This window comes from Mucilaginibacter sp. (genome assembly GCF_041088075.1).
Lineage (GTDB): Bacteria > Bacteroidota > Bacteroidia > Sphingobacteriales > Sphingobacteriaceae > Mucilaginibacter_A.
The window spans coordinates 1-20,336 of sequence record NZ_JBGCVY010000069.1 but is presented as its reverse complement, the minus strand read 5'-3'; the positions used below and the strand labels follow the sequence as shown (position 1 = coordinate 20,336).

Annotated in this window: 21 protein-coding genes; 16 read left to right on the top strand and 5 right to left on the bottom strand. The window is 40.3% G+C overall.

Translation table 11 applies throughout. The features are described from left to right. Window positions 1-202 precede the first annotated feature (202 nt). The 3 genes from nadA (at window position 203) to V5804_RS16935 (ending at window position 3,053) form a co-directional block, all read left to right on the top strand. Window positions 203-1,195: a quinolinate synthase NadA gene (gene nadA, locus V5804_RS16945; RefSeq protein ID WP_369592597.1), complete on the top strand. Its 993-nt coding sequence runs from the start codon at window positions 203-205 to the stop codon at window positions 1,193-1,195. Window positions 1,196-1,467: 272 nt separating this feature from the next. Next, entirely contained in the window at window positions 1,468-2,508 is a 1,041-nt protein-coding gene (gene thiL, locus V5804_RS16940; RefSeq protein WP_369592596.1) for a thiamine-phosphate kinase, read from the top strand. Window positions 2,509-2,738: 230 nt separating this feature from the next. Then, window positions 2,739-3,053, top strand: a complete 315-nt coding sequence (locus V5804_RS16935; protein ID WP_369592595.1) for a hypothetical protein — start codon at window positions 2,739-2,741, stop codon at window positions 3,051-3,053. A 28-nt stretch (window positions 3,054-3,081) separates the two neighbouring features. Here the strand turns inward: V5804_RS16935 and rmuC are convergent, their stop codons facing one another. Beyond that, window positions 3,082-4,461 (bottom strand): DNA recombination protein RmuC, encoded by a 1,380-nt coding sequence (gene rmuC / locus V5804_RS16930; protein ID WP_369592594.1) that lies wholly within the window; start codon window positions 4,459-4,461, stop codon window positions 3,082-3,084. A gap of 162 nt (window positions 4,462-4,623) precedes the next feature. Between rmuC and V5804_RS16925 the strand changes: the two genes are divergently transcribed. Beyond that, window positions 4,624-5,706 carry a Fic family protein gene (locus V5804_RS16925; protein WP_369592593.1) on the top strand — a complete coding sequence of 361 codons (1,083 nt, stop codon included), beginning with the start codon at window positions 4,624-4,626 and terminating at the stop codon, window positions 5,704-5,706. 15 nt (window positions 5,707-5,721) lie between these two features. On the opposite strand, the gene V5804_RS16920 is transcribed toward V5804_RS16925, so the two are convergent. The 3 genes from V5804_RS16920 to V5804_RS16910 are packed head-to-tail and all read right to left on the bottom strand — an operon-like array spanning window position 5,722 to window position 8,716. Beyond that, entirely contained in the window at window positions 5,722-6,201 is a 480-nt protein-coding gene (locus tag V5804_RS16920; protein WP_369592592.1) for a gliding motility lipoprotein GldH, read from the bottom strand. Next, window positions 6,198-7,568 carry a stage 0 sporulation family protein gene (locus V5804_RS16915; RefSeq protein WP_369592591.1) on the bottom strand — a complete coding sequence of 457 codons (1,371 nt, stop codon included), beginning with the start codon at window positions 7,566-7,568 and terminating at the stop codon, window positions 6,198-6,200. The genes V5804_RS16920 and V5804_RS16915 overlap by 4 nt, the downstream gene beginning before the upstream one ends. A gap of 2 nt (window positions 7,569-7,570) precedes the next feature. Further along, window positions 7,571-8,716, bottom strand: a complete 1,146-nt coding sequence (locus V5804_RS16910; protein WP_369592590.1) for an ATP-binding protein — start codon at window positions 8,714-8,716, stop codon at window positions 7,571-7,573. A 125-nt stretch (window positions 8,717-8,841) separates the two neighbouring features. Between V5804_RS16910 and V5804_RS16905 the strand changes: the two genes are divergently transcribed. The 9 genes from V5804_RS16905 to V5804_RS16865 all read left to right on the top strand — a co-directional run bounded on the left by V5804_RS16905 (window position 8,842) and on the right by V5804_RS16865 (window position 15,240). Further along, entirely contained in the window at window positions 8,842-9,699 is an 858-nt protein-coding gene (locus V5804_RS16905) for a site-specific DNA-methyltransferase (RefSeq protein ID WP_369592589.1), read from the top strand. After that, complete coding sequence (locus tag V5804_RS16900) at window positions 9,680-10,432, top strand: PmeII family type II restriction endonuclease (RefSeq protein ID WP_369592588.1); 753 nt, start codon at window positions 9,680-9,682, stop codon at window positions 10,430-10,432. Before V5804_RS16905 ends, V5804_RS16900 begins: the two co-directional genes overlap by 20 nt. Further along, complete coding sequence (gene ruvX / locus V5804_RS16895; protein ID WP_369592587.1) at window positions 10,432-10,848, top strand: Holliday junction resolvase RuvX; 417 nt, start codon at window positions 10,432-10,434, stop codon at window positions 10,846-10,848. The genes V5804_RS16900 and ruvX overlap by 1 nt, the downstream gene beginning before the upstream one ends. A 64-nt stretch (window positions 10,849-10,912) precedes the next feature. Then, entirely contained in the window at window positions 10,913-11,560 is a 648-nt protein-coding gene (locus tag V5804_RS16890) for an O-methyltransferase (RefSeq protein ID WP_369592586.1), read from the top strand. Then, on the top strand, window positions 11,557-12,027 hold the full coding sequence (locus tag V5804_RS16885) for a glucosaminidase domain-containing protein (RefSeq protein ID WP_369592585.1): 471 nt from the start codon (window positions 11,557-11,559) through the stop codon (window positions 12,025-12,027). The genes V5804_RS16890 and V5804_RS16885 overlap by 4 nt, the downstream gene beginning before the upstream one ends. 73 nt (window positions 12,028-12,100) lie before the next feature. Further along, the gene (locus V5804_RS16880; RefSeq protein ID WP_369592584.1) at window positions 12,101-12,973 is read left to right on the top strand and encodes a glucosaminidase domain-containing protein; all 873 of its coding nucleotides are present in this window, start codon (window positions 12,101-12,103) and stop codon (window positions 12,971-12,973) included. 61 nt (window positions 12,974-13,034) lie between these two features. Continuing rightward, the gene (locus tag V5804_RS16875) at window positions 13,035-13,787 is read left to right on the top strand and encodes a hypothetical protein (RefSeq protein WP_369592583.1); all 753 of its coding nucleotides are present in this window, start codon (window positions 13,035-13,037) and stop codon (window positions 13,785-13,787) included. Beyond that, window positions 13,784-14,119 (top strand): hypothetical protein, encoded by a 336-nt coding sequence (locus V5804_RS16870; RefSeq protein WP_369592582.1) that lies wholly within the window; start codon window positions 13,784-13,786, stop codon window positions 14,117-14,119. The genes V5804_RS16875 and V5804_RS16870 overlap by 4 nt, the downstream gene beginning before the upstream one ends. A gap of 59 nt (window positions 14,120-14,178) precedes the next feature. Next, on the top strand, window positions 14,179-15,240 hold the full coding sequence (locus V5804_RS16865) for a DUF3078 domain-containing protein (protein ID WP_369592581.1): 1,062 nt from the start codon (window positions 14,179-14,181) through the stop codon (window positions 15,238-15,240). 52 nt (window positions 15,241-15,292) lie between these two features. Here the strand turns inward: V5804_RS16865 and V5804_RS16860 are convergent, their stop codons facing one another. Then, window positions 15,293-16,552 (bottom strand): hypothetical protein, encoded by a 1,260-nt coding sequence (locus V5804_RS16860; RefSeq protein WP_369592580.1) that lies wholly within the window; start codon window positions 16,550-16,552, stop codon window positions 15,293-15,295. A 297-nt stretch (window positions 16,553-16,849) separates the two neighbouring features. Between V5804_RS16860 and ffh the strand changes: the two genes are divergently transcribed. The 3 genes from ffh to V5804_RS16845 form a co-directional block, all read left to right on the top strand. After that, window positions 16,850-18,184: a signal recognition particle protein gene (gene ffh / locus V5804_RS16855; protein WP_369592579.1), complete on the top strand. Its 1,335-nt coding sequence runs from the start codon at window positions 16,850-16,852 to the stop codon at window positions 18,182-18,184. A 166-nt stretch (window positions 18,185-18,350) separates the two neighbouring features. Then, window positions 18,351-19,889 (top strand): YifB family Mg chelatase-like AAA ATPase, encoded by a 1,539-nt coding sequence (locus tag V5804_RS16850; protein WP_369592578.1) that lies wholly within the window; start codon window positions 18,351-18,353, stop codon window positions 19,887-19,889. A gap of 103 nt (window positions 19,890-19,992) precedes the next feature. After that, a partial coding sequence (locus V5804_RS16845; protein WP_369592577.1) for a hypothetical protein occupies window positions 19,993-20,336 on the top strand: 344 nt, incomplete at its 3' end.

Here is a 20,336-nt window from a genome sequence, read left to right as displayed (position 1 = left end):
AAACTTCCGAAAAAAAATTTGCCAGATAAAAACAGCAGTGAATCAGCACGATAAAGTAAACATTGTGTGAACAAGATGTTAATAAGAATACATCAACTACTTTTGCAAAAAAAATAGATGTAACTTTTAAACGAAACCAACACACTAACAAATCATAGTTTTTTTATTTAAAGAATAAGTTGTTTTTATTGAAATGTTAAAAATGGATACTTTTGAAGAAATACAAGTGAACGGATTTGTGGACGAATACATTGACCCGTCGCTCGATTTGTTTGATGAAATCGAAAAAATTAAGAAAGAAAAAAATGCAATTATACTGGCGCACTATTATCAAGAAGGTGATATTCAGGACATTGCTGATTATATCGGCGATAGTTTGGGCCTTTCGCAGCAGGCATCAAAAACTGATGCCGACGTAATTGTGTTTGCCGGCGTGCATTTTATGGCCGAAACTGCCAAAATTCTGTCGCCAAAAAAGAAAGTGCTGCTGCCCGATTTAAAAGCTGGCTGTTCGCTGGCCGATAGTTGTCCGCCGCATTTATTTGCCAAGTTTAAGGAGCAATATCCGGATCATTTGGTGATCACTTATGTGAATTGCACAGCCGAATTAAAAGCGATGAGCGACATCGTTTGTACCTCGAGCAATGCAGTTCAAATCGTGCAAAGTTTGCCGCCGGAACAAAAAATAATCTTCGGCCCGGACCGGAATTTAGGTCGGTTTGTGGCAAAAAAAACCGGCCGGGATTTGGTTTTATGGAACGGTGCTTGCATGGTGCACGAGATTTTTTCGAGAGAGAAAATTACACGGTTAAAAGAGCGTTATCCGGCAGCAAAATTTATAGCACACCCGGAATGTGAAGATGCCATTTTAGAAATGGCCGATTACATTGGCTCGACAACCGGTTTGTTAAATTATACGATCAACAATCCGGCGAAGGAATTTATCGTGGCTACAGAATCCGGAATTTTGCACCAAATGAAGCGGGATAATCCAACAAAAACCTTTATTCCGGCACCGCCAAACAACAGTTGTGCTTGCAACGATTGTCCGCATATGCGCAGGAACACGTTGGAAAAGCTTTATTTATGTATGAAAAATGAGCAACCGGAAATTTTTGTACCGGAACACATTATCGAAAAAGCCGTGGTGCCAATTGAACGGATGCTAGAAATTTCGGCACGATTAGGATTGTGATTTGGATTCGTCAGATTATTAGAATGATTACACGGATTTTTTGAAAGATGATTACACCGATTTTTAAAAATGATTGTATAGATCGAAAAAATGATTTAATGATTTTTAGGTGATAAAAGAAGCATCAGGATTTGGAAAAGAATCAGAAAAATTAATCTAAATAATTTTAAAAAAAATCTGTGAAATCATTTTAATAATCTGACGAATCCTAATTCAAAGAATCAACACAATCCAATAAATCCAAATCAACACAATTATACTACATCCAAATCATGTTTGATAATAAAGAAAAAACAGAAATTGCAGCTTTAGGCGAATTTGGCCTGATCAATCATCTCACCAAAAATGTGGTGTTGCTGGACAAAACCTCGGTAAAAGGCATTGGCGATGATGCTGCCGTAATGGATTTTGAAGGCAAAAAAACACTAATCTCTACCGATTTATTGCTGGAAGGCGTACATTTTGATCTGGCTTACGTTCCGCTTAAACATTTGGGTTTCAAAGCTGTGCAAGTTAATTTAAGTGATATTTACGCGATGAACGGCACGGCAAGCCAGATCACTTTTTCTTTGGGTATTTCCAGTAAATTTCCGTTGAAAGCGGTGGAGGAATTGTACCAGGGCGTTTTGCTGGCTTGCAAACAATACAAAGTGGATTTGATTGGCGGCGATACGTCTTCTTCCAAGCAAGGTTTGGTCATCAGCGTAACCAGCATTGGTTATGCCGATGAAGCCGATGTGGTTTACCGAAACACGGCCGGAGAAGGCGATTTAATCTGTGTTTCCGGCGATTTGGGCGGTGCTTATGTGGGTTTGCAATTGCTGGAACGCGAGAAACAGGTTTATCTTTCTAACCCAAACATTCAGCCTGATTTGGAAGGCAAAGATTACATTGTAGAACGCCAGTTGAAACCGGAAGCGCGCGGCGATATCATTTCGATTTTGAAAGAATTAAAAGTAAAGCCAACTTCGATGATTGATGTTTCGGATGGTTTGGCTTCCGAAATGTTGCATATCTGTACGCAAAGCAACAAAGGCTGTACGATTTACGAAGATAAAATCCCGATTGATCCGATGACTTATGAAACTGCACGTGAGTTTGGCCTCGACCCTACCGTTTGTGCGCTAAGTGGCGGCGAAGATTACGAACTGCTTTTCACCATTAAACAAGCGGATTACGAGAAGATCAGGTATGATGCCGACATCAGTATCATCGGACACATTACCGAGCCTGCTGCGGGCTGTAATCTGGTTTCAAAATCCGGCAAGGTGCACGAGTTGAAAGCGCAGGGCTGGAATGCTTTTAATAAGTAAAGTTGTTTAAACTTTTTTTCTGGCCGTATTTTTTTGGTTGATGCTTCTTTTACCCTATAAAAATTGGTGCCTTTACCGGTCTAAAACAAATCAAAAAACCAGGCAATACCAATTTTTATGCGATAAAAGAAGCATGGCGTAAAGCGCAAAAGAATAAGTTTAAACAAGCTCAGTGATGTTTTTTGTAGCGTTTGCACAAGAAAGCACGTATTGCTTAAAAAAAACGGATGATGAAAAAGCTATTGATTGCCTTTGTTTTACTGATTTTTATAAGTACAAGTTGTAAAAAATCAGATCGGCTAACGGCAGAAAATGTTCCGGCAACGATCATTTTTACAGGAGCTATTGCAGCAGATGGTTTTGGTTTTTTGATTAAAATTGACGGTTCCGGCACCAGTTACCATGCTGATAATTTGCCTGTTGATTTTCAAAAAGATAAACTTCCGGTAATTGTGAGCTATGGATTGTTAAATACGAAATATAGTTGCGGACTTCTATCCAATAACATTTCTGTTATTAAGATTGATGCTATTAGCATGAAGTAAAAAAAGTACCGGTAAAAGAAGCATCGCTTTATTCCTCATCAATCAATAATTTTGGATCCAATTGCTTACTGTTTTTAGCACCTAATTTTCGAAGTGTTTCTGCACGTCCTGTTAAGTTTCCGCTGCCTGTGGTCAGTTTGTTAAAAGCATCGTTGTAAGCTTTTTTGCTGCCATCTATATGCTGTTCAATCTTCTTCATATCTTCGGTAAAACCCACAAATTTATCGTACAGCAAACCGGCTTTTGTGGCAATATCCAGTGCATTTCGGGTTTGCTGTTCCTGTTTCCAAACGGAAGCAATGGTTTTTAAAGTAGCCAGCAAGGTAGAAGGCGTAACCAAAACAACGCGCTTTTTCCAGGCAAACTCAAACAGTTCCAGATCGTGCTGAATGGCGATGGAAAACGAAGATTCTATCGGCACAAAAAGCAGTACAAATTCCGGCGAAGTCAAGCCGTTTAAGTTCTGGTAGCTTTTAGCACTTAAACCCGAAATATGGTTTTTTACTGAAAGCACATGCTGCCGTAAATGGTTTTCTTTTTCTTCTTCGGAGATAGAATTAACCAACCTTTCATAAGCAATCAGCGAAACTTTAGAATCAATAACCAGATGTTTATTTTCTGGAAGATGAACGATCACATCCGGCTGGAAACGATTGCCCAAATCGTCCGTCAAATTCATGTTTTTGCCTTGTTTGGTGTAGCTCTCGCCTTCCACCAAACCCGAAGCTTCCAGCACACGGTCCAAAATCACTTCGCCCCAATTTCCCTGCATTTTGGTATCGCCTTTTAACGCTTTGGTGAGGTTGGTGGCATCGTCTTGGATGATTTTGGTTTGTTTGATCAGCTCGTCAATCGTTCCTTTCAGCGTAAAACGTTCGTTGGATTCGTCTTTGTAAACCTTGTCCACTTTCGCTTCAAACGCTTTGATGTTTTCTTTAAGCGGATTGAGCAGCAAATCCATATTGGATCGGTTGGATTCGGTAAATTTCTGTGTTTTTTCGTCGAGGATTTTGTTGGCCACGTTTTCAAACTCCCGCTGAAAATGCTGCCGGGTTTGCTCCATTTCTACTTTCTGCTGCTCCAATTGCTGTTTTTGTGCGGTAAAAAAAGCATCGGCACGATCTAATTTTTGCTTGGTCTCGTTGTGGCTTTCGCGTTCTTCGGCCAAATCGGCAATCAAACGGTCTTGTTCTTCGCGCAGCAAATTGCTGGTATTTTCTTTCTCCTGATGCAAGTTTGCCGCACGTTCTTCCGCTTTGCCCAAACTGATTTTAAGCGCGACATTCTCTTCCTGCAAACGCTTCAAATCCTCCACAGAAAAAGTAGTTATGGGCGATGCTTTTTTTAGCAGGATAAAAACAGCAACCAGCAAAATAACGAGAACGGCAACGAGGAGAATAGTGTTCATTTACTAAGAATTTTATCAAAAGTAAGTGATTGAAATTGAATTATCTTATAAAAATAACGAAGGTAGATTTTACTCCTGAAAAATTTTCGAGGGTAAAAAAAAGTTATATTTACTCTCGAAAAACAAACGAGGGCGAAATTTACCTTCGTTAAAAAATTGAAAATGGCTTATCATCCTCAAAAACCTTATAACGATCTACCAGCTTTACCTCCTAAGATCGAAATAGAAACAACCGTAATCCTAAAAAAAACGATTGCTGCAAGCAGGGCTTTGTCGGAATTGAAAGGGGCAATTACCAATTTGCCTAATCCAACTTTGTTTATTGATACGATTTATTTACAGGAAGCCCAGGCAAGTTCGGCCATTGAAAACATCATTACCACGCAGGATGAACTTTTTAAAGCAACCATAACGGATAGAAGCACCGAAAATATAGCGGTAAAAGAAGTAATCCATTATAAAGATGCGTTGTGGTTTGGCTTTGAACAATTAGAAAAACGGCCAATACTAACCACCAATCTCTTTATTTCCATTATGCAGCTAATCAAAGAGAACCAATCGGGCATACGAAATACGCCGGGAACAAAACTGACTAACCCGGCAACCGGACAAGTTGTTTACACGCCGCCAGAGGGAGAAGAAATCATCCGCCAAAAGCTAAAAGAACTGGAAGATTTTATACATGCAGAAGATAACATTGATCCACTCATCAAATTGGCCCTGATCCATTATCAATTTGAAGCTATCCACCCTTTTTCTGATGGAAATGGCAGAACAGGAAGGATTATTTTACTGCTGTATTTAAAACTGGTTGGTTTGCTGGAATTGCCGGCATTATATTTAAGTGATTATATTATTGACCATAAAAGTGATTATTATTTAAATTTAAGAAGGGTTACAGAAGAAGGCGACTGGCAAACCTGGATTATGTACATGTTGGATATGGTAGAACAAACAGCTATAAAAGGGCGGCAGCAAATTGCAAAAATAGAGTTGCTGATGGCCAAAATGGGTTCTGAAATACACAAAGCATTGCCCAGAATTTATTCAAAAGATTTGATGGAAGTACTTTTTAAACTACCTTATACCAAACGTTCTTTTTTAGAAAAAGCAGGCTTAGGAAATTTAAAAACGGTTGGTAATTACTTAAATGATTTGGAGAAAGCAGGATTTTTAAAAAGTGAATTGGTGGGAAAAGAAAAGCTGTATTTGAATTTTGAATTGATGGAAATATTGAAAAATTAGGGATAAAAACAGCATCTACCTCGCCCTTTCCACCCGCAACCCCACATCCGAAACCTCTTTTAACGGGTTATCCCGCATATTCTGCTCCAAAGTAAACGAGTAAGTTCCTGGAGCCGGAAAACGATAATTAGTTTGCAAAGGCAAGCGGTAACTGTATAAATTACCGGAGCCGTTGCCCAGCCATTCGCCATCCGGGTTGGCCAATTTAAATTCGTAACGGGTGGTTTTGGTTTGATGGTTTGGGTTGGTTTGATGCACCAAAACAAAAATATTGGAGTACCGGTAATCGGCAGAATGGCGAAAGTTAAAGTAGATGTTGTAGGGCTGCGTATTATCGGTGATCTTAACGTCAGTTTTAATTTTATCGGTGTACGACCAGTTGTGGTTGCTGATTTCTGTATTCTGGTCAATCAAAGTCCCCGGCTCGTTGCAAGCCGAGAACACCAAAAAAACACCGATAAAAACAGTATTCAAAAAATACTTCAGCCTGATCATTCTGTTTTATTATTGTTTTGCTGATTGGGGTTGTTTGGATTGTTTGGGTTTCGGTTTGGCCGGTGACGGTTGCGCCTACGGTTCGGTCCGCCTTCACGCGCCACTACGGCCGCGCCTTCTGCCGGAACAACCGGCACATTTTGCTGCACCGCTTTAACCTGCACTACTGTTTTTACCACCTGAATTATTGGTTTTTGTGCAGCAGGATCGGCCAAAGTTGGTTTCGGCTTGTTGCGGTTGTTATTGTTCTTTTTGCGTTTGTTGGCATTGCTGCGGTCATCCAAACGCGTTAAGCTGTCCTGCCCTACTACGTTTTCGTAATCAAAAGCTTTCACGGTTGGCGCCAGTTCTGCGGCTTTTCCTTCGCCTAAATCGAGCACTAATTCGCCACTTTTATTAATTCGCTGAATTTCGCGTACTTCTTTTATCGGCACCGGAACCCAGTTTTCTTCTTTCGGATAGCTAAACCACATCAGCTTTTTAAAAATATCCGTTTTCTGCAAACGGGCATCTCCTTTTTCGGTACGCAGAATATGCACATCGTCCGGAATATCTTTCAACGCATCCATGTAACTGTCCAGCTCATAGTTGAGGCAGCATTTCAACTTGCCGCATTGGCCGGCTAGTTTCAAGGTGTTTAAAGACAGGTTTTGATAACGTGCCGCAGCCGTAGAAACCGTTTTAAAATCAGTGAGCCAGGTAGAGCAGCAAAGTTCTCTCCCGCAAGAACCAATTCCGCCTAAACGGCTGGCTTCCTGGCGCATTCCGATTTGCCGCATCTCAATCCGAATCCGAAAAGCTTCGGCCATTTTTTTGATTAGTTCCCTAAAATCAACCCTTCCTTCAGCCGTGTAATAAAAAGTAGCTTTGGTTTTATCGCCCTGGTAATCCACATCGCTGATCTTCATCGAAAGGTTCAAATCCAAAGCCAGTTTGCGGGCACGGTGCATGGTTTCCCACTCCTGCTCTTTCGCGGCTTTCCATTTGTCAACGTCCGCAGGCGTTGCTTTTCGAAAGATTTTTTTGGTTACATCTGCTTCTTTTACATGCTTTTTTACAAGCTGCATCCGCACCAGTTCGCCGGTGATGGAAACGTGGCCCACATCAAAACCGCCGGTTGTGGTTTCGGTAACTACCAGTTCGCCGTTTTCTAAGTAAAGGTTATCGTTGTTGAGGTAAAAATCTTTGCGCGAACCTTTAAATTTTACTTCTACTATTTGAAAAGGCCTATAATTGGAAGGCATATCCATATTGGATAGCCAATCGTAAACATCTAATTTGCTGCAGCCATTGGTAAGGCAAGCGCCGTTACTTTTGCAGCCCGCAGGCGCACATCCGCCGCCTGAGGAACAACTTCCACATCCCATGATTAATACAATATATGTTGAGTCCCTTGCGGGAACGTTTTAAATTTTAAAATCTTAACCAATTGCAAAGATACATCTAAAAACAATATCCGCGGATTGGCATTCCGCTCCACATGATAATGCGCTTTATCCAGCTCATCTGCAATCACTTCTACCATTGCTAAAGTAAGCACTTTGGCCGCCATATTTTGCGCTACAACCAGTTCTTTTTCGGGTAGATGGACTAAACTTCCGGCACCAGAAAGCAGCATTCCGCATTCGCGAATAAAACACATTCCGTATTGCAAAAAATTCTTTTGGTTTTCGCGGCCCAATTTTGCTAAAGTCTCTGTAAATTCAATCAGTTTTAAACCATCGTTGGTAAAGCACAAGCGCAGCCAGCGGGCAAAAAGTTCGTGGTAACTGCTGTCATCGCGACTGATCATATGCAACGCAGCCGTTAAATTGCCATTACTAAGGTAAGCGATTTGTGCCGCTAAATGTTCGGTTTGATGGTGTTGCTCCAAATAAGCCTGCACATCAGCATCTTTTAATGCCGGAATTTTAACCAGTTGCGTTCTTGAAAGAATGGTGTTCAGAATATCATCCTGCGACTCAGCAACCAACAGAAAAAGTGTTTTTTGTGCCGGTTCTTCAATGATCTTTAAAAGCGTGTTGCCTTCTTTGTCCAAATATTCCGGCAGCCACATAATCAGGATTTTGTATTCTGATTCAAACGGCTTAAAACTCAGCTTCCGGATAATCTGATGGCATTCGGCAATGTTGATGTTAGCCTGTTTGTTTTCGGCCTCCAGATATGTACGCCATTCATGCAGGTTCAGGTACGGGTTATGCAGAAAAGCTTTCCGCCATTGATCAATAAAAGTGAGTGCGGTGTCGTCTTTATGCTTCGCAAAAAACGGATACGAAAAATGCAAATCCGGGTGCACCAGCTTTTGGTATTTGCGGCAGGAATTGCATTCTCCGCAGGAATCCTCATCCGATTTGTTTTCGCAGGAAATGTATTGCGCATAAGCAACCGCCAGTGCCAAACTGCCCGAACCTTCCGGCCCTAAAAACAATTGCGCGTGGCTTACCCGGTTTTCTTTAACCGTAGTTAACAACTTTTGCTTGATGGTTTCCTGTCCAACGATTTCTTTAAACTGCATCGTTGCAAATTAAGAAAATAGTAGGAAAAGCTTTGTATTGAAAAAGTAATGATATTTGGTAAGTATCTTTGGAAGTATAAACTAAGCTAAAAATTTTAGTTAGCTTTGAACATATTTTAATATAAATGGAAATAGATTCAACACTATATTTAGGAGATTCAAAAGATCAACTAAAAAATATATTAGACAATACAGTTGATTTAATAATAACTTCTCCTCCCTACGCTGACCAAAGAAAATCGACTTATGGAGGAATACATTCAGACAAATATGTTGAATGGTTTTTGCCGATTTCTGAAGAACTTTTACGAGTTCTCAAGCCAACAGGAACTTTTGTTTTAAATATTAAGGAAAAAGTTGTTGATGGAGAAAGAAGTACTTATGTGATGGAGTTAATTTTAGCTATGAAAAAGCAAGGATGGTTATGGACAGAAGAATTTATATGGCATAAAAAAAATTCCTATCCGGGGAAATGGCCTAATAGATTTAGAGACTCTTGGGAACGACTACTTCAATTTAATAAAACTAAGAAGTTCAACATGTATCAGGAAGAAGTAATGGTTCCTATGGGCAATTGGGCAAAATCCAGATTGAAAAATTTAAGTGAAACGGATAAACAAAGAGATAATTCTAAAGTTGGAAGTGGCTTTGGAAAAAACATTTCGAATTGGTTAGAAAGAGATAAAGCGTATCCTACTAATGTACTTCATTTAGCTACTGAATGTAATAATAAAAACCACAGTGCTGCATTTCCAGAAGAATTGCCAGAATGGTTTATCAAGCTTTTTACAAAAGAAAACGATCTGGTATTAGATCCATTTGCTGGTTCTGGTACTACCTTATTTGTTTCTAATAGAATGAAACGTAATTCAATTGGAATTGAAATTATGAAGGAATACTATGAAATGATCACAGAAAAATTAATTCCTACCCAATACTATTTATTAGAATCAAAATCTGAATATGAACAAACTGGATCTTAAAGATGTAATTGAGTACGTTGAACAGAATATATCATATTTTCATAAAAGTAGGATAGAAAGTCTAAAAGAATTAAAGCTCAAAGAGGTTTTAAAGAAAAAGAATCCATATCTATTTAAAGCAAAATATGTTTTAACAGCGAGCGAAATAGTTAAAAGTATAGTTGATGCTTTTTTATCCTCTAAAGAGGAAACAGTTTTTGGGAATTGGATGGAAGGATTAGCAATTTTTATAAATCAAAGTGTTTATGGCGGACGTAAATCGGGAATTAATGGAATTGATTTAGAATTTGATAATGAAAATATAAGATTTATAGTTACAATTAAATCTGGGCCAAGTTGGGGAAATAAAAGTCAACAAGAAAAAATGCTTCATGATTTTGCTCAAGCAAAAAGGACGTTAGCTACGAGTGGATCAAAACTAATTGTACATGCAGTAAATGGATGTTGCTATGGAAAAGATAGTAAACCACATAAATTTCCTAAAAACGGTACAGATTATTTTAAATATTGTGGACAAAATTTTTGGGAATTTATCTCTGGAGATTCAGAATTATACAAAGAAATTATAGAACCTGTTGGTTATAAAGCAAAAGAAAGCAATGATGATTTTCAAATTGCATATGCTCATATGCTTAATAAATTTACAGCAGAATTTTTACAAGAGTTTTGTTTGAAAGATGGTTCTATTGATTGGGCAAAAATCATTGCTTTCAATTCAAAAAGAAATAAATAATGCCCCGAATTATGGCTTTTGATTACGGCACCAAACGCATCGGCATTGCCGTAACCGACCCGCTGCAAATTATTGCTACCGGACTGGAAACCATCCATCCGAAAGATGTGGTGGATTACCTCAAAAAATACCTGGTAAAAGAAGCAGTCGAGAAATTTGTGGTGGGCGAACCCAAGCAAATGAATGGCACGCCTTCGCAATCGGCACCGATGATCAAAGGTTTTGTAACGATTTTGAAAAAGAATTTCCCGCTAGTTCCTGTAGAAATGATGGACGAACGCTTTACTTCTAAAATGGCTTCGGCCGTTATCGCACAAAGCGGAATGAAAAAAACAGACCGTCAGGACAAATCGCGGATTGATACCATTTCAGCCATCATAATTTTACAATCGTACCTCGAAAAAAATAGCCGGTAAAAGAAGCATCTGCACCAAAAAACAGACAAGCTGACTACTATTTTGAAATTTATATCTTTGGCGGATGGACTTCACATCCGATTTGCTGCAAGCCTACCTCGAAACACATTGCGACCCGGAACCGCCGGTCCTGCAAAAAATTGCCCACGAAACGCATTTAAAAGTACTACGTCCGCACATGATTTCAGGTCATTATCAGGGAAGGTTGCTTAGTTTTTTCAGCAAATTAATGCAGCCAAAAGCAGTATTGGAGATCGGGACTTTTACCGGTTATTCCACCATTTGCCTGGCAGAAGGACTGGCCGAAAACGGCGAAATCTATACGATAGAAGCCAACCCGGAACTGGAAGAACGCATAAAAAGTAACTTTCTGGCTTCCGGTTACGTAGATAAAATTCGATTATATATTGGTGAAGCTTTTGATATTTTCGCTGTATTATCGCATAAAATATTCGATATTGCGTTTATTGATGCCGATAAACGCAATAATTACAAATATTACGAGTTAATACTCGACAATATCCGACCCGGTGGTTTAATAATTGTGGACAATATTTTACGAAAAGGTAAAATATTGAACCCGGAAAACCAGGAGAACGACGTACGTTTACTCCGGGAATTTAATGATAGAATAACTGTGGACTCACGGGTAGAAAATTTAATCCTGCCGATAAGGGACGGACTAATGATCATCCGAAAAAAACAATTATGAAGAAAGCCTTGCTTCCGTTAATGCTCCTTGCCTGCTTTTTTGCAAAAGCCCAAAACACCTCACAATCTTATATTGAGAAGTACAAAGATGCTGCCATAAGTATCATGCACGATTACGGAATCCCGGCCAGCGTTACTTTAGCCATCGCCATGCACGAATCTGCAAGCGGAAACAGCAAGCTGGCGCAAAAATCAAACAACCAGTTTGGCATGAAAGGAAGGCGTTCTTACAAAAAATACGATTCTGTTCTGGAGTCTTTTGAAGATTTTGCCCGGATGATGACCGAACGAAAACAATTTAGCCATCTGGCCGATAAATTCGATTCTTTTGATTACAAAAGCTGGGCAAAAGGCATCCAGCGTGGCGGCTACGCCAGCAGCAGCAGGTGGTCTGCACAGGTACTTTCGCTTATTAAAAAATTCCAGTTAAACAGTTTAGACGAAAAGCCCGAACTTGCCGCACAATAATTACGTTTAAGCAGGCTGATGCTTTATCCGGTTTCCAAAAACAATTTATATTTGCCCACTCAATACTGTTTTTATGTATAAAAAATGGGCATTTTTTATCCTGCTGGTGATCATCGTTTCGTGCAAATCCAGGAAAAAAGGGATTACCAGCCATCAGGCAACGCGCAACAATAAAGAAGTACAAAAGCTTAATAATGAAGCCATTGCCCATTACACTACTTTTGGCGATGTTGGCCAGTACATAGACCGTTTTCGGAGTATTGCCGTTCAGGAAATGAATACTTACGGTATCCCGGCCAGTATTACTTTGGCGCAGGGCCTGCTCGAATCGGGAAACGGAAACGGCGAACTGGCAGTTGTGGCCAATAACCATTTCGGCATCAAATGCACTTCGGACTGGAAAGGGAAATCTTATTTTAAAAACGACGACAAGATCAACGATTGTTTCCGCGTTTATGATAACCCTGAAAGTTCCTTCCGCGATCATTCTGAATTTTTGAAAAGAAAGCGTTACGCGCCCTTGTTCGAGCTGGACAAAAACGATTACGAAGGCTGGGCCAAAGGTTTAAAAGCGGCCGGTTATGCCACCAACCCGCAATATCCGCAGCTTTTGATCAACCTGATCAAAAAATACAACCTGGATCAGTACGATATGAGCGAAACCGATTACCAGAAAATTAAACGGGAAGACCGCGTATTGGCGCAAATCAATAAAAACATCGGTAAAAACAGCAAAGATTCTTTAAAGCAAATCACTTCAGTTGCAACGCCTGCTGCTGTAAAACCGCAATATATCCCGCTCAACAAAATGTACCAGGTAAAACAAGGCGATACGCTGTACAATGTTTCCAAACGGTTTAATTTAACGGTTGATGAACTGAAAGCTTTGAATTCCATCGGCGACGACCAGATCAAAATCGGCCAGCAGCTCATCATCGCGCATTAATAGGTTAATAAATGTTAAGGCGATGCAAAATATCATTTCAGTAAGGTAGTTTTGTATTATAATGATCCGATATTTGCTATGGCTTTTCTGCTTTTTTCTATTCTTCGGAAAGGTTTACGCACAGGAAAAGCAAATCCAGGGAATTGTTTTTGATCACAATACCAAAGAGCGTATTGCCAAGGTTTTTGTTGTCAATACGCGTACAAAAGCCAATATTTATAACAATTTAAAAGGCGAGTTTACCGTCAACGTCCGTTTAAACGATGTGCTCATCTTTACCAAAACCGGTTATTTTAACGACACCGTAAAGGTTACCGTGCTGCAAACTTTGCCGGTTTATTTAAAACGTTCCAGCATCATTTTGCGCGAAGTAACCATTAGAGATTCGGCACTAACGGCAGAAAAACAACGCGACGCCAATAAAAAAGAATTTGGCCAGGCTTATGGCGCTTTGGCCAATAAAGATTTGTTAACGGTGGGCAGCAACGGTGCCGGGATTGGGATTGATGCCATTTACAATATGCTGAGCAGGCGCGGCCGGAATGCAACCAAGCTGCGGGAAATTATTGACCGCGATTACAAAGCAAAAGTGGTGGATGACCGTTTTAACCCAATCATTGTTGGCTCCATTACCGGGTTAAAAGGAGAACAGTTGACTAATTTTATGTACCGCTACCGGCCCGATTACAATTTGGTGGTGATGCTGAACGATTACGATTTCATTTCCTACATCAAATCAAGCTACAACCGGTTCAGGCGCAACCCGTCAAACTATTTTTTGGTGCCTTTACAACCATCCGATACGATAAAATGAAGTGGCAATATCCGGTTTTAACCGTTCCGAAACTGCCGGCAAATGGCATGGCTTTGTTCCCTTTTATACTGGTAAAAGAAGCATCTTCAAAGTTTGATGAAGTGATCATCCGCCACGAAATCATCCATCTGCGGCAGCAAATCGAGTTGTTGGTTTTGCCTTTTTACTTCTTTTACCTCATCAATTATTTGTACAACCGAACCATCTTCAACAATCACCACGAAGCTTACATGAACATTGTGTTTGAGCGGGAAGCTTATGCCAATGATATTTTTTCGGATTATTTGCAGCGGAGAAAACCCTTTTCCTGGATCAGGTATTTTAAAAATTAAATGTTTTTGGGTTGAAAATTTCTTCGGAGAAAAACCTTTTTTGCTTTTCTTTGTGCCTTATGCGCAAGCTTCCGGTTTTTGTATTGATGCTTCTTTTATCGCTTGTTTTTCAGAAAGCAATTGCCCAAAAAGTAGATTCGGTAAGGATTGATACTGTTAGAAAAGACACGGTTAAAACCGATACGGTGAGGACCGATACCGTTAAAATTGACACCAACCAGCTCAACCGTTACCGCATCGAACCCGGAAAAAATATTTTGCCGGTACATATCCAGCCGTTAAACCTGCGGCCGGAATATATCCCGGTACCGGAACTGGACTACAAAGTAAGCTACTGGCGCAAAAACATCATCTTCGGCTTCAACCTCAACCAATCTGCTTTTAGCAACAACTGGAGTGGCGGCGGGATCAGTTCTATCGCCGTAGGGACTAATTTTGATTATAAAACCGAGTACAACAAAGAAGGGAAAGATTTTACCTCGGAACTTATTTTGCTTTACGGAAAATTGAAAAACCGCGGGCAGATACAGCGAAAAACCAACGACCGCATTTTTTGGGACAATAAAGTTTCCATTGCTTTTTCCAAACACTGGAATTTTTACGGCTCGCTCAGTTTTGAATCGCAGTTTGATGAAGGTTTTAATTATTCCAGCGATGTAAACGTTGCGCCTACGCTCATTTCCAGGTTTATGTCGCCCGGCTATTTGACCGAATCTGTGGGTTTTGAGTATAAACCGGTTACTTATTTCAGCGCCCGTTTTGGCACGGGCACGGCCCGCCAGACTTTTGTGCTGGACCCAAATATCCAGGCAACCAACAATTATGGCGTACTTCCCGGCAGGCATGTTTTAAACCAGCTTGCTTTTCAAATCGTTTCTAATATTGATAAAGACATTGCCCAAAACATGAACTTAAAGGCGCGTTACCTGATATTTATTCCTTACGATACACCATTTAAAATGACACACCGTATTGATGCCACGCTGACTGCCAAAATCAACAGGTTGATTAATGTAACGCTTAACGGAACTTTGCTTTACGATCCGAATACTTCAGACAGGATACAAGCCTACCAAAGTTTGGCATTAGGGGTTACTTATAAATTTCCTTCCTTCAGGTAGCGTAATTATACCAATTTTTACCCAGTAAAAGAAGCATCGCCATTAAAGCCAATCAAAAACCATGATAGCTTTGAAAACTCGGATTAACAAAATTGTTCAGGATGCTGCCAAACCGAAAATTTAGCCCGAAAGAAGTATTATAGTTATAATTAGAGGCCAGTTGCCGCTGCCTGGTTAATACCTCTTGTTCTGTTGCCCCGCTTTTTACCAGGTTTATCTGGTCGTGTATGATGTTGGCATCTATATATACAAAAAAAGAAAGGCTGCCGGTTACTTTTACATCTGCCCTGGCATTTATACCTTTTGAATTTAGCTTGCCGCCCAAAAAATAATTACGGTAATAAATGCCACTGGTAAAAGTCCCCCATTTTTTGTTCAAAATAAGTGCTGCCGAAAACCGGTGGCCATAAATGGTTTCTTTTTGTTTGTTATAAATTGTGGTGTCGTAATAATGGTTATTGGTAACATCAGGGCCATAACGGAGAACAAAAAACCGGTCGTTTACATCTTTGTATTTAAAAACATTAAACTCAATGGCCGGGCCAAAATATAGCGAACGTTTAATGTTATTAAATGTATTATTAGAAAAACTTGTTTGGTAGCCAAAGCTCCAATGCGGGCTAAAAGACTTTGAAAGGTAATGGTAAAAGTTGTAGTCTGTGTTTTTTACGGTATATTTAACAGTATCGTAATCAAAAATAGAATTATGTAAGTTGCCATTCAGGTTAAAATGTACCTTTAATTTATTGGTGATACGGTCGGCAGAAAAATTAGAGCTCAACACATTGTTTTTATAAATTTGTTCGGCACTTACACTACCGCTTGCCGAAACGTTATAAACCCATAAATTCCATTTGTCTTTTTTAACAGATTCGGCAACTACAGTATTGGCGCTTGCCTCGTCTTTCATCGTTATTTTAACGGTTTTAGAATAAAGCGTTTTTGCTATTAACGGAGACAGGCCAAACATCAAATATTGCAATAGTTTTTGCCGGGTTTCCGAAGCCGTGGCATTGGCAGTTGTGGCAAACGTAAGCGTGTCGCTTGTATTTTTATACCGGTGCTGTCCGTAAATGTTCAGTTGGTATTGCGTGCCGCCGCTTCCAACAGGTTGCGTAGTAACAAGAACATGCGCATCTGCGGCAAGCCTGTCCAACACAAAATCAACAATCGGGATTTCTGTTTTAATAAAATCAAGATCACATCCGGTCCTGCAATCTATAAATACCTTTAATTTTAAACTATCGGTATTTTGTGCATTGGCTTTTATACCTAAAATTAGCAACAGAACAAGCGTAAATAGTTTATTCATAATTAAGGTAAAAAACAGTTAGAAACTTTTTATGAGCTTTTGATTATTTGCGATGCTTCTTTTACCGCATAAAAATCATTAAACCAAATATTTTCTTGTACCGGTTTTGTAAACCATACAAGATTTATAGGCATAAAAGAAGTATCGGGAATATTTATGGTAGAAATGGAAACAGGCTCTTAAAAGTAAGTTAAATTTCCTAAAATTGTTTTTTATGTTTTAAAAGTTAATTAATTATACTGGCATTGATGGCATCAAACCCTTAACTTTGTGTTCCAATTAAATTGATTTTAAAAGATGTTTGATAATCTTTCGGATAAACTCGACCGCGCATTCAAGGTTTTAAAAGGACAAGGTTCGATCACGGAAATCAACGTGGCCGAAACCATGAAAGAAATCCGCAAAGCTTTGCTCGATGCCGACGTTAACTATAAAACTGCCAAAGCTTTTACCGATGATGTGAAGCAAAAGGCTTTGGGCGAGAACGTTCTGACTTCCATTTCTCCCGGCCAGTTGCTCACCAAAATCATGAGCGACGAACTGACGCAACTGATGGGCGGGACTACGGCTGAATTAACTTTTCAAGGCAACCCAACCATCATTTTGATTGCCGGCTTAAACGGTGCCGGTAAAACCACTTTTTCAGGCAAACTGGCACTTTTCCTAAAAACACAAAAAGGCAAAAAGCCGCTGCTGGTTGCGGATGACGTTTACCGTCCGGCTGCAATTGAACAACTGAAAGTTTTGGGCGGGCAAATCGGTGTCCCCGTTTATGCTAATTTAGAATCGAAAGATCCGGTTGCCATTGCTTTGGAAGGTTTGGCGCAGGCCAAACAAAACGGAAACAACGTTTTAATTGTAGATACCGCCGGCCGTCTCGCTGTGGATGAAGCCATGATGGTGGAAATTGAGCAGGTAAAAAAAGCATTGAACCCGAACGAAATTTTGTTTGTGGTGGATGCAATGACCGGTCAGGATGCCGTAAACACCGCCAAAGTTTTTAATGACCGTTTGGATTTTACCGGCGCCGTTTTAACCAAATTAGATGGCGATACACGCGGCGGTGCAGCTTTGTCTATCAAATCCGTCGTCAACAAACCGATCAAATTTATTGGAACGGGAGAAAAAATGGAAGCGCTGGATGTTTTCCACCCGGACCGGATGTCGTCTCGGATTTTGGGAATGGGCGACGTGATTTCCTTGGTAGAACGCGCACAGCAACAATTCGACGAGAAAGAAGCGGCCGAACTGCAAAAGAAAATCCGTAAAAACAAGTTCGACTTTAACGACTTTTACGGCCAGATCCAGCAGATCAAAAAAATGGGCAACATGAAAGACCTGATGGGCATGATCCCCGGCGTTGGAAAAGCGATGAAAGATATTGATATTCAGGATGATGCTTTTAAATCTATCGAAGCCATCATCCAATCCATGACGCCGAAAGAAAAAGAAAACCCGGACATCATTAACCAAAGCCGCCGTATGCGGATTGCAAAAGGATCGGGCAACGAACTGGCAGAAGTGAACCGCTTGATCAAACAGTTCGACGATATGCGTAAAATGATGAAGCAGTTTTCAAACCCCGCGCAAATGGCCAAAATGATGAAGAACATGCCCAAGCAAGGCCGATAAAATAGCAAAAGCCGGAACGAAAGTTTCGGCTTTTTTTATGTGGTAAAAGAAGCATTGGCTTTTTTCTGATTCTGTTTCCGATACTTCTTTTATCAATATAATTCTTCTAAAACTTGCTTTTATTTAATTTATAATTAATTTCAGGAAATTTTTATCCTAAATTCCTGTGCTTGTAAAAACTTTTGGCAGTGCTGTTTACGGTATCGAGGCCACCACCATTACTGTTGAAGTAAACATAACCGGCGGCACCAAATATTACGTGGTTGGCTTGCCAGATAATGCCATTAAAGAAAGCTATTTCCGCGTAAAATCCGCCTTAAAAAACTGCAATTACCACATGCCCAAACAGCAGGTAGTGGTGAACATGGCACCTGCCGATATCCGCAAAGAAGGTTCTTCGTATGATTTGACCATTGCTGTTGGCGTTTTAGCGGCTTCCGGGCAAATTGTTCCTGATGAATTGGATAAATACCTCATTATGGGCGAATTATCGTTAGATGGCGGATTGCAGCCCATCCGTGGCGCTTTGCCCATTGCAATCCAAGCCCGAAAAGAAGGTTACAAAGGTTTTATCCTGCCCAAACAAAATGCACGGGAAGCGGCGATTGTAGATAGTTTAGCGGTTTTTGGGGTGAGTTCGATTACCGAAGTGGTTGATTTTTTAAACGGCGACAAGCCGCTGGAAGAAGAAGTGGTGAACACGCGCGACGAATTTTACCGCAGTATCAGTTTGTACGAAGCGGATTTTTCAGATGTAAAAGGACAGGAAAACATCAAACGCTCGTTGGAAATTGCGGCAGCCGGCGGTCATAATTTAATTTTGATTGGCCCGCCCGGAGCCGGAAAAACGATGCTGGCCAAACGTTTGCCTTCGATCCTGCCGCCGCTAAGCCTGTCAGAAGCTTTAGAAACCACGAAAATACATTCGGTGGCCGGAAAGCTTGCCGCTGCCGATGCCTTGGTTTCTGTGCGCCCGTTTCGTTCTCCGCACCATACCGTTTCGGATGTGGCTTTGGTTGGCGGCGGAGGAAACCCGCAACCTGGCGAAATTTCTTTGGCACACAATGGCGTTTTGTTTTTAGATGAATTGCCGGAGTTTAAACGAACCGTTTTAGAAGTGATGCGCCAGCCGCTGGAAGAACGGAAAGTAACCATTTCCCGCGCAAAAATGAGCGTAGATTATCCTTCGAGTTTTATGTTGGTGGCTTCCATGAACCCTTGCCCCTGCGGCTATTACAATCACCCGGAACGGGAATGCGTTTGCGGCCCGGGCATCGTGCAAAAATATTTAAGCAAAATTTCAGGCCCGTTGTTAGACCGGATTGATTTGCATGTTGAAGTAACGCCGGTCAATTTCTCCGAGTTATCTTCGGAAAGGTTATCCGAAAAAAGTGAAGTTATCCGCGAACGTGTGATCAAAGCCCGGGAAATACAGCAAAAGCGTTTTGCCGAAAAACCGGATTTGCATTGCAATGCACAAATGGAATCCAAAATGGTACGGCAAGTTTGTAGAATTAGCGAAGCCGGACAAATTCTCCTGAAAAGAGCCATGGAAAAATTAGGTTTAAGTGCACGCGCTTACGACCGAATTTTAAAAGTTGCCCGCACCATTGCCGATCTGGCCGGAACAGAAGACATCCAGATTGAGCATTTGGCCGAAGCGATACAATTTAGAAGTTTGGACAGAGAAGGTTGGGCGGGATGATTTAGAAAGAAATTGCGTAAAAGTTTAATTAAATTTATAATGTTAATGTAAAAGGATGTTTATAACGGTACGTTTGTAGTCGATACAAACAAGTTAAAATATAATGATAATTAAGGAAATTCAGCTATTGTCAGAGGCTCTTTGGGAAAGTGTAAAGAATGATTTAAAGTTTTTTTCACCAATACAATTATTTGTTAAAAAGTTGTCAGAACTTACTTATATAGAAGTTAGCAGTGTAGACGAAGCATTGTTACACTGGAATAAAATTGACGAGTACTTTGATAAATATAGAAAAAAACCAGGTGGAGATGTTTTTTATTCTCCTCCTCATCTGATTTTTTCTAATGACAGCTCAGTAAAAAGGGTTGGAGAATTGATAAAAAAACTAAAATCTTTACCAAAGGAAGATTTAGAAAATGAAATTGAAGCGTTTAAACCAAAGGAAGA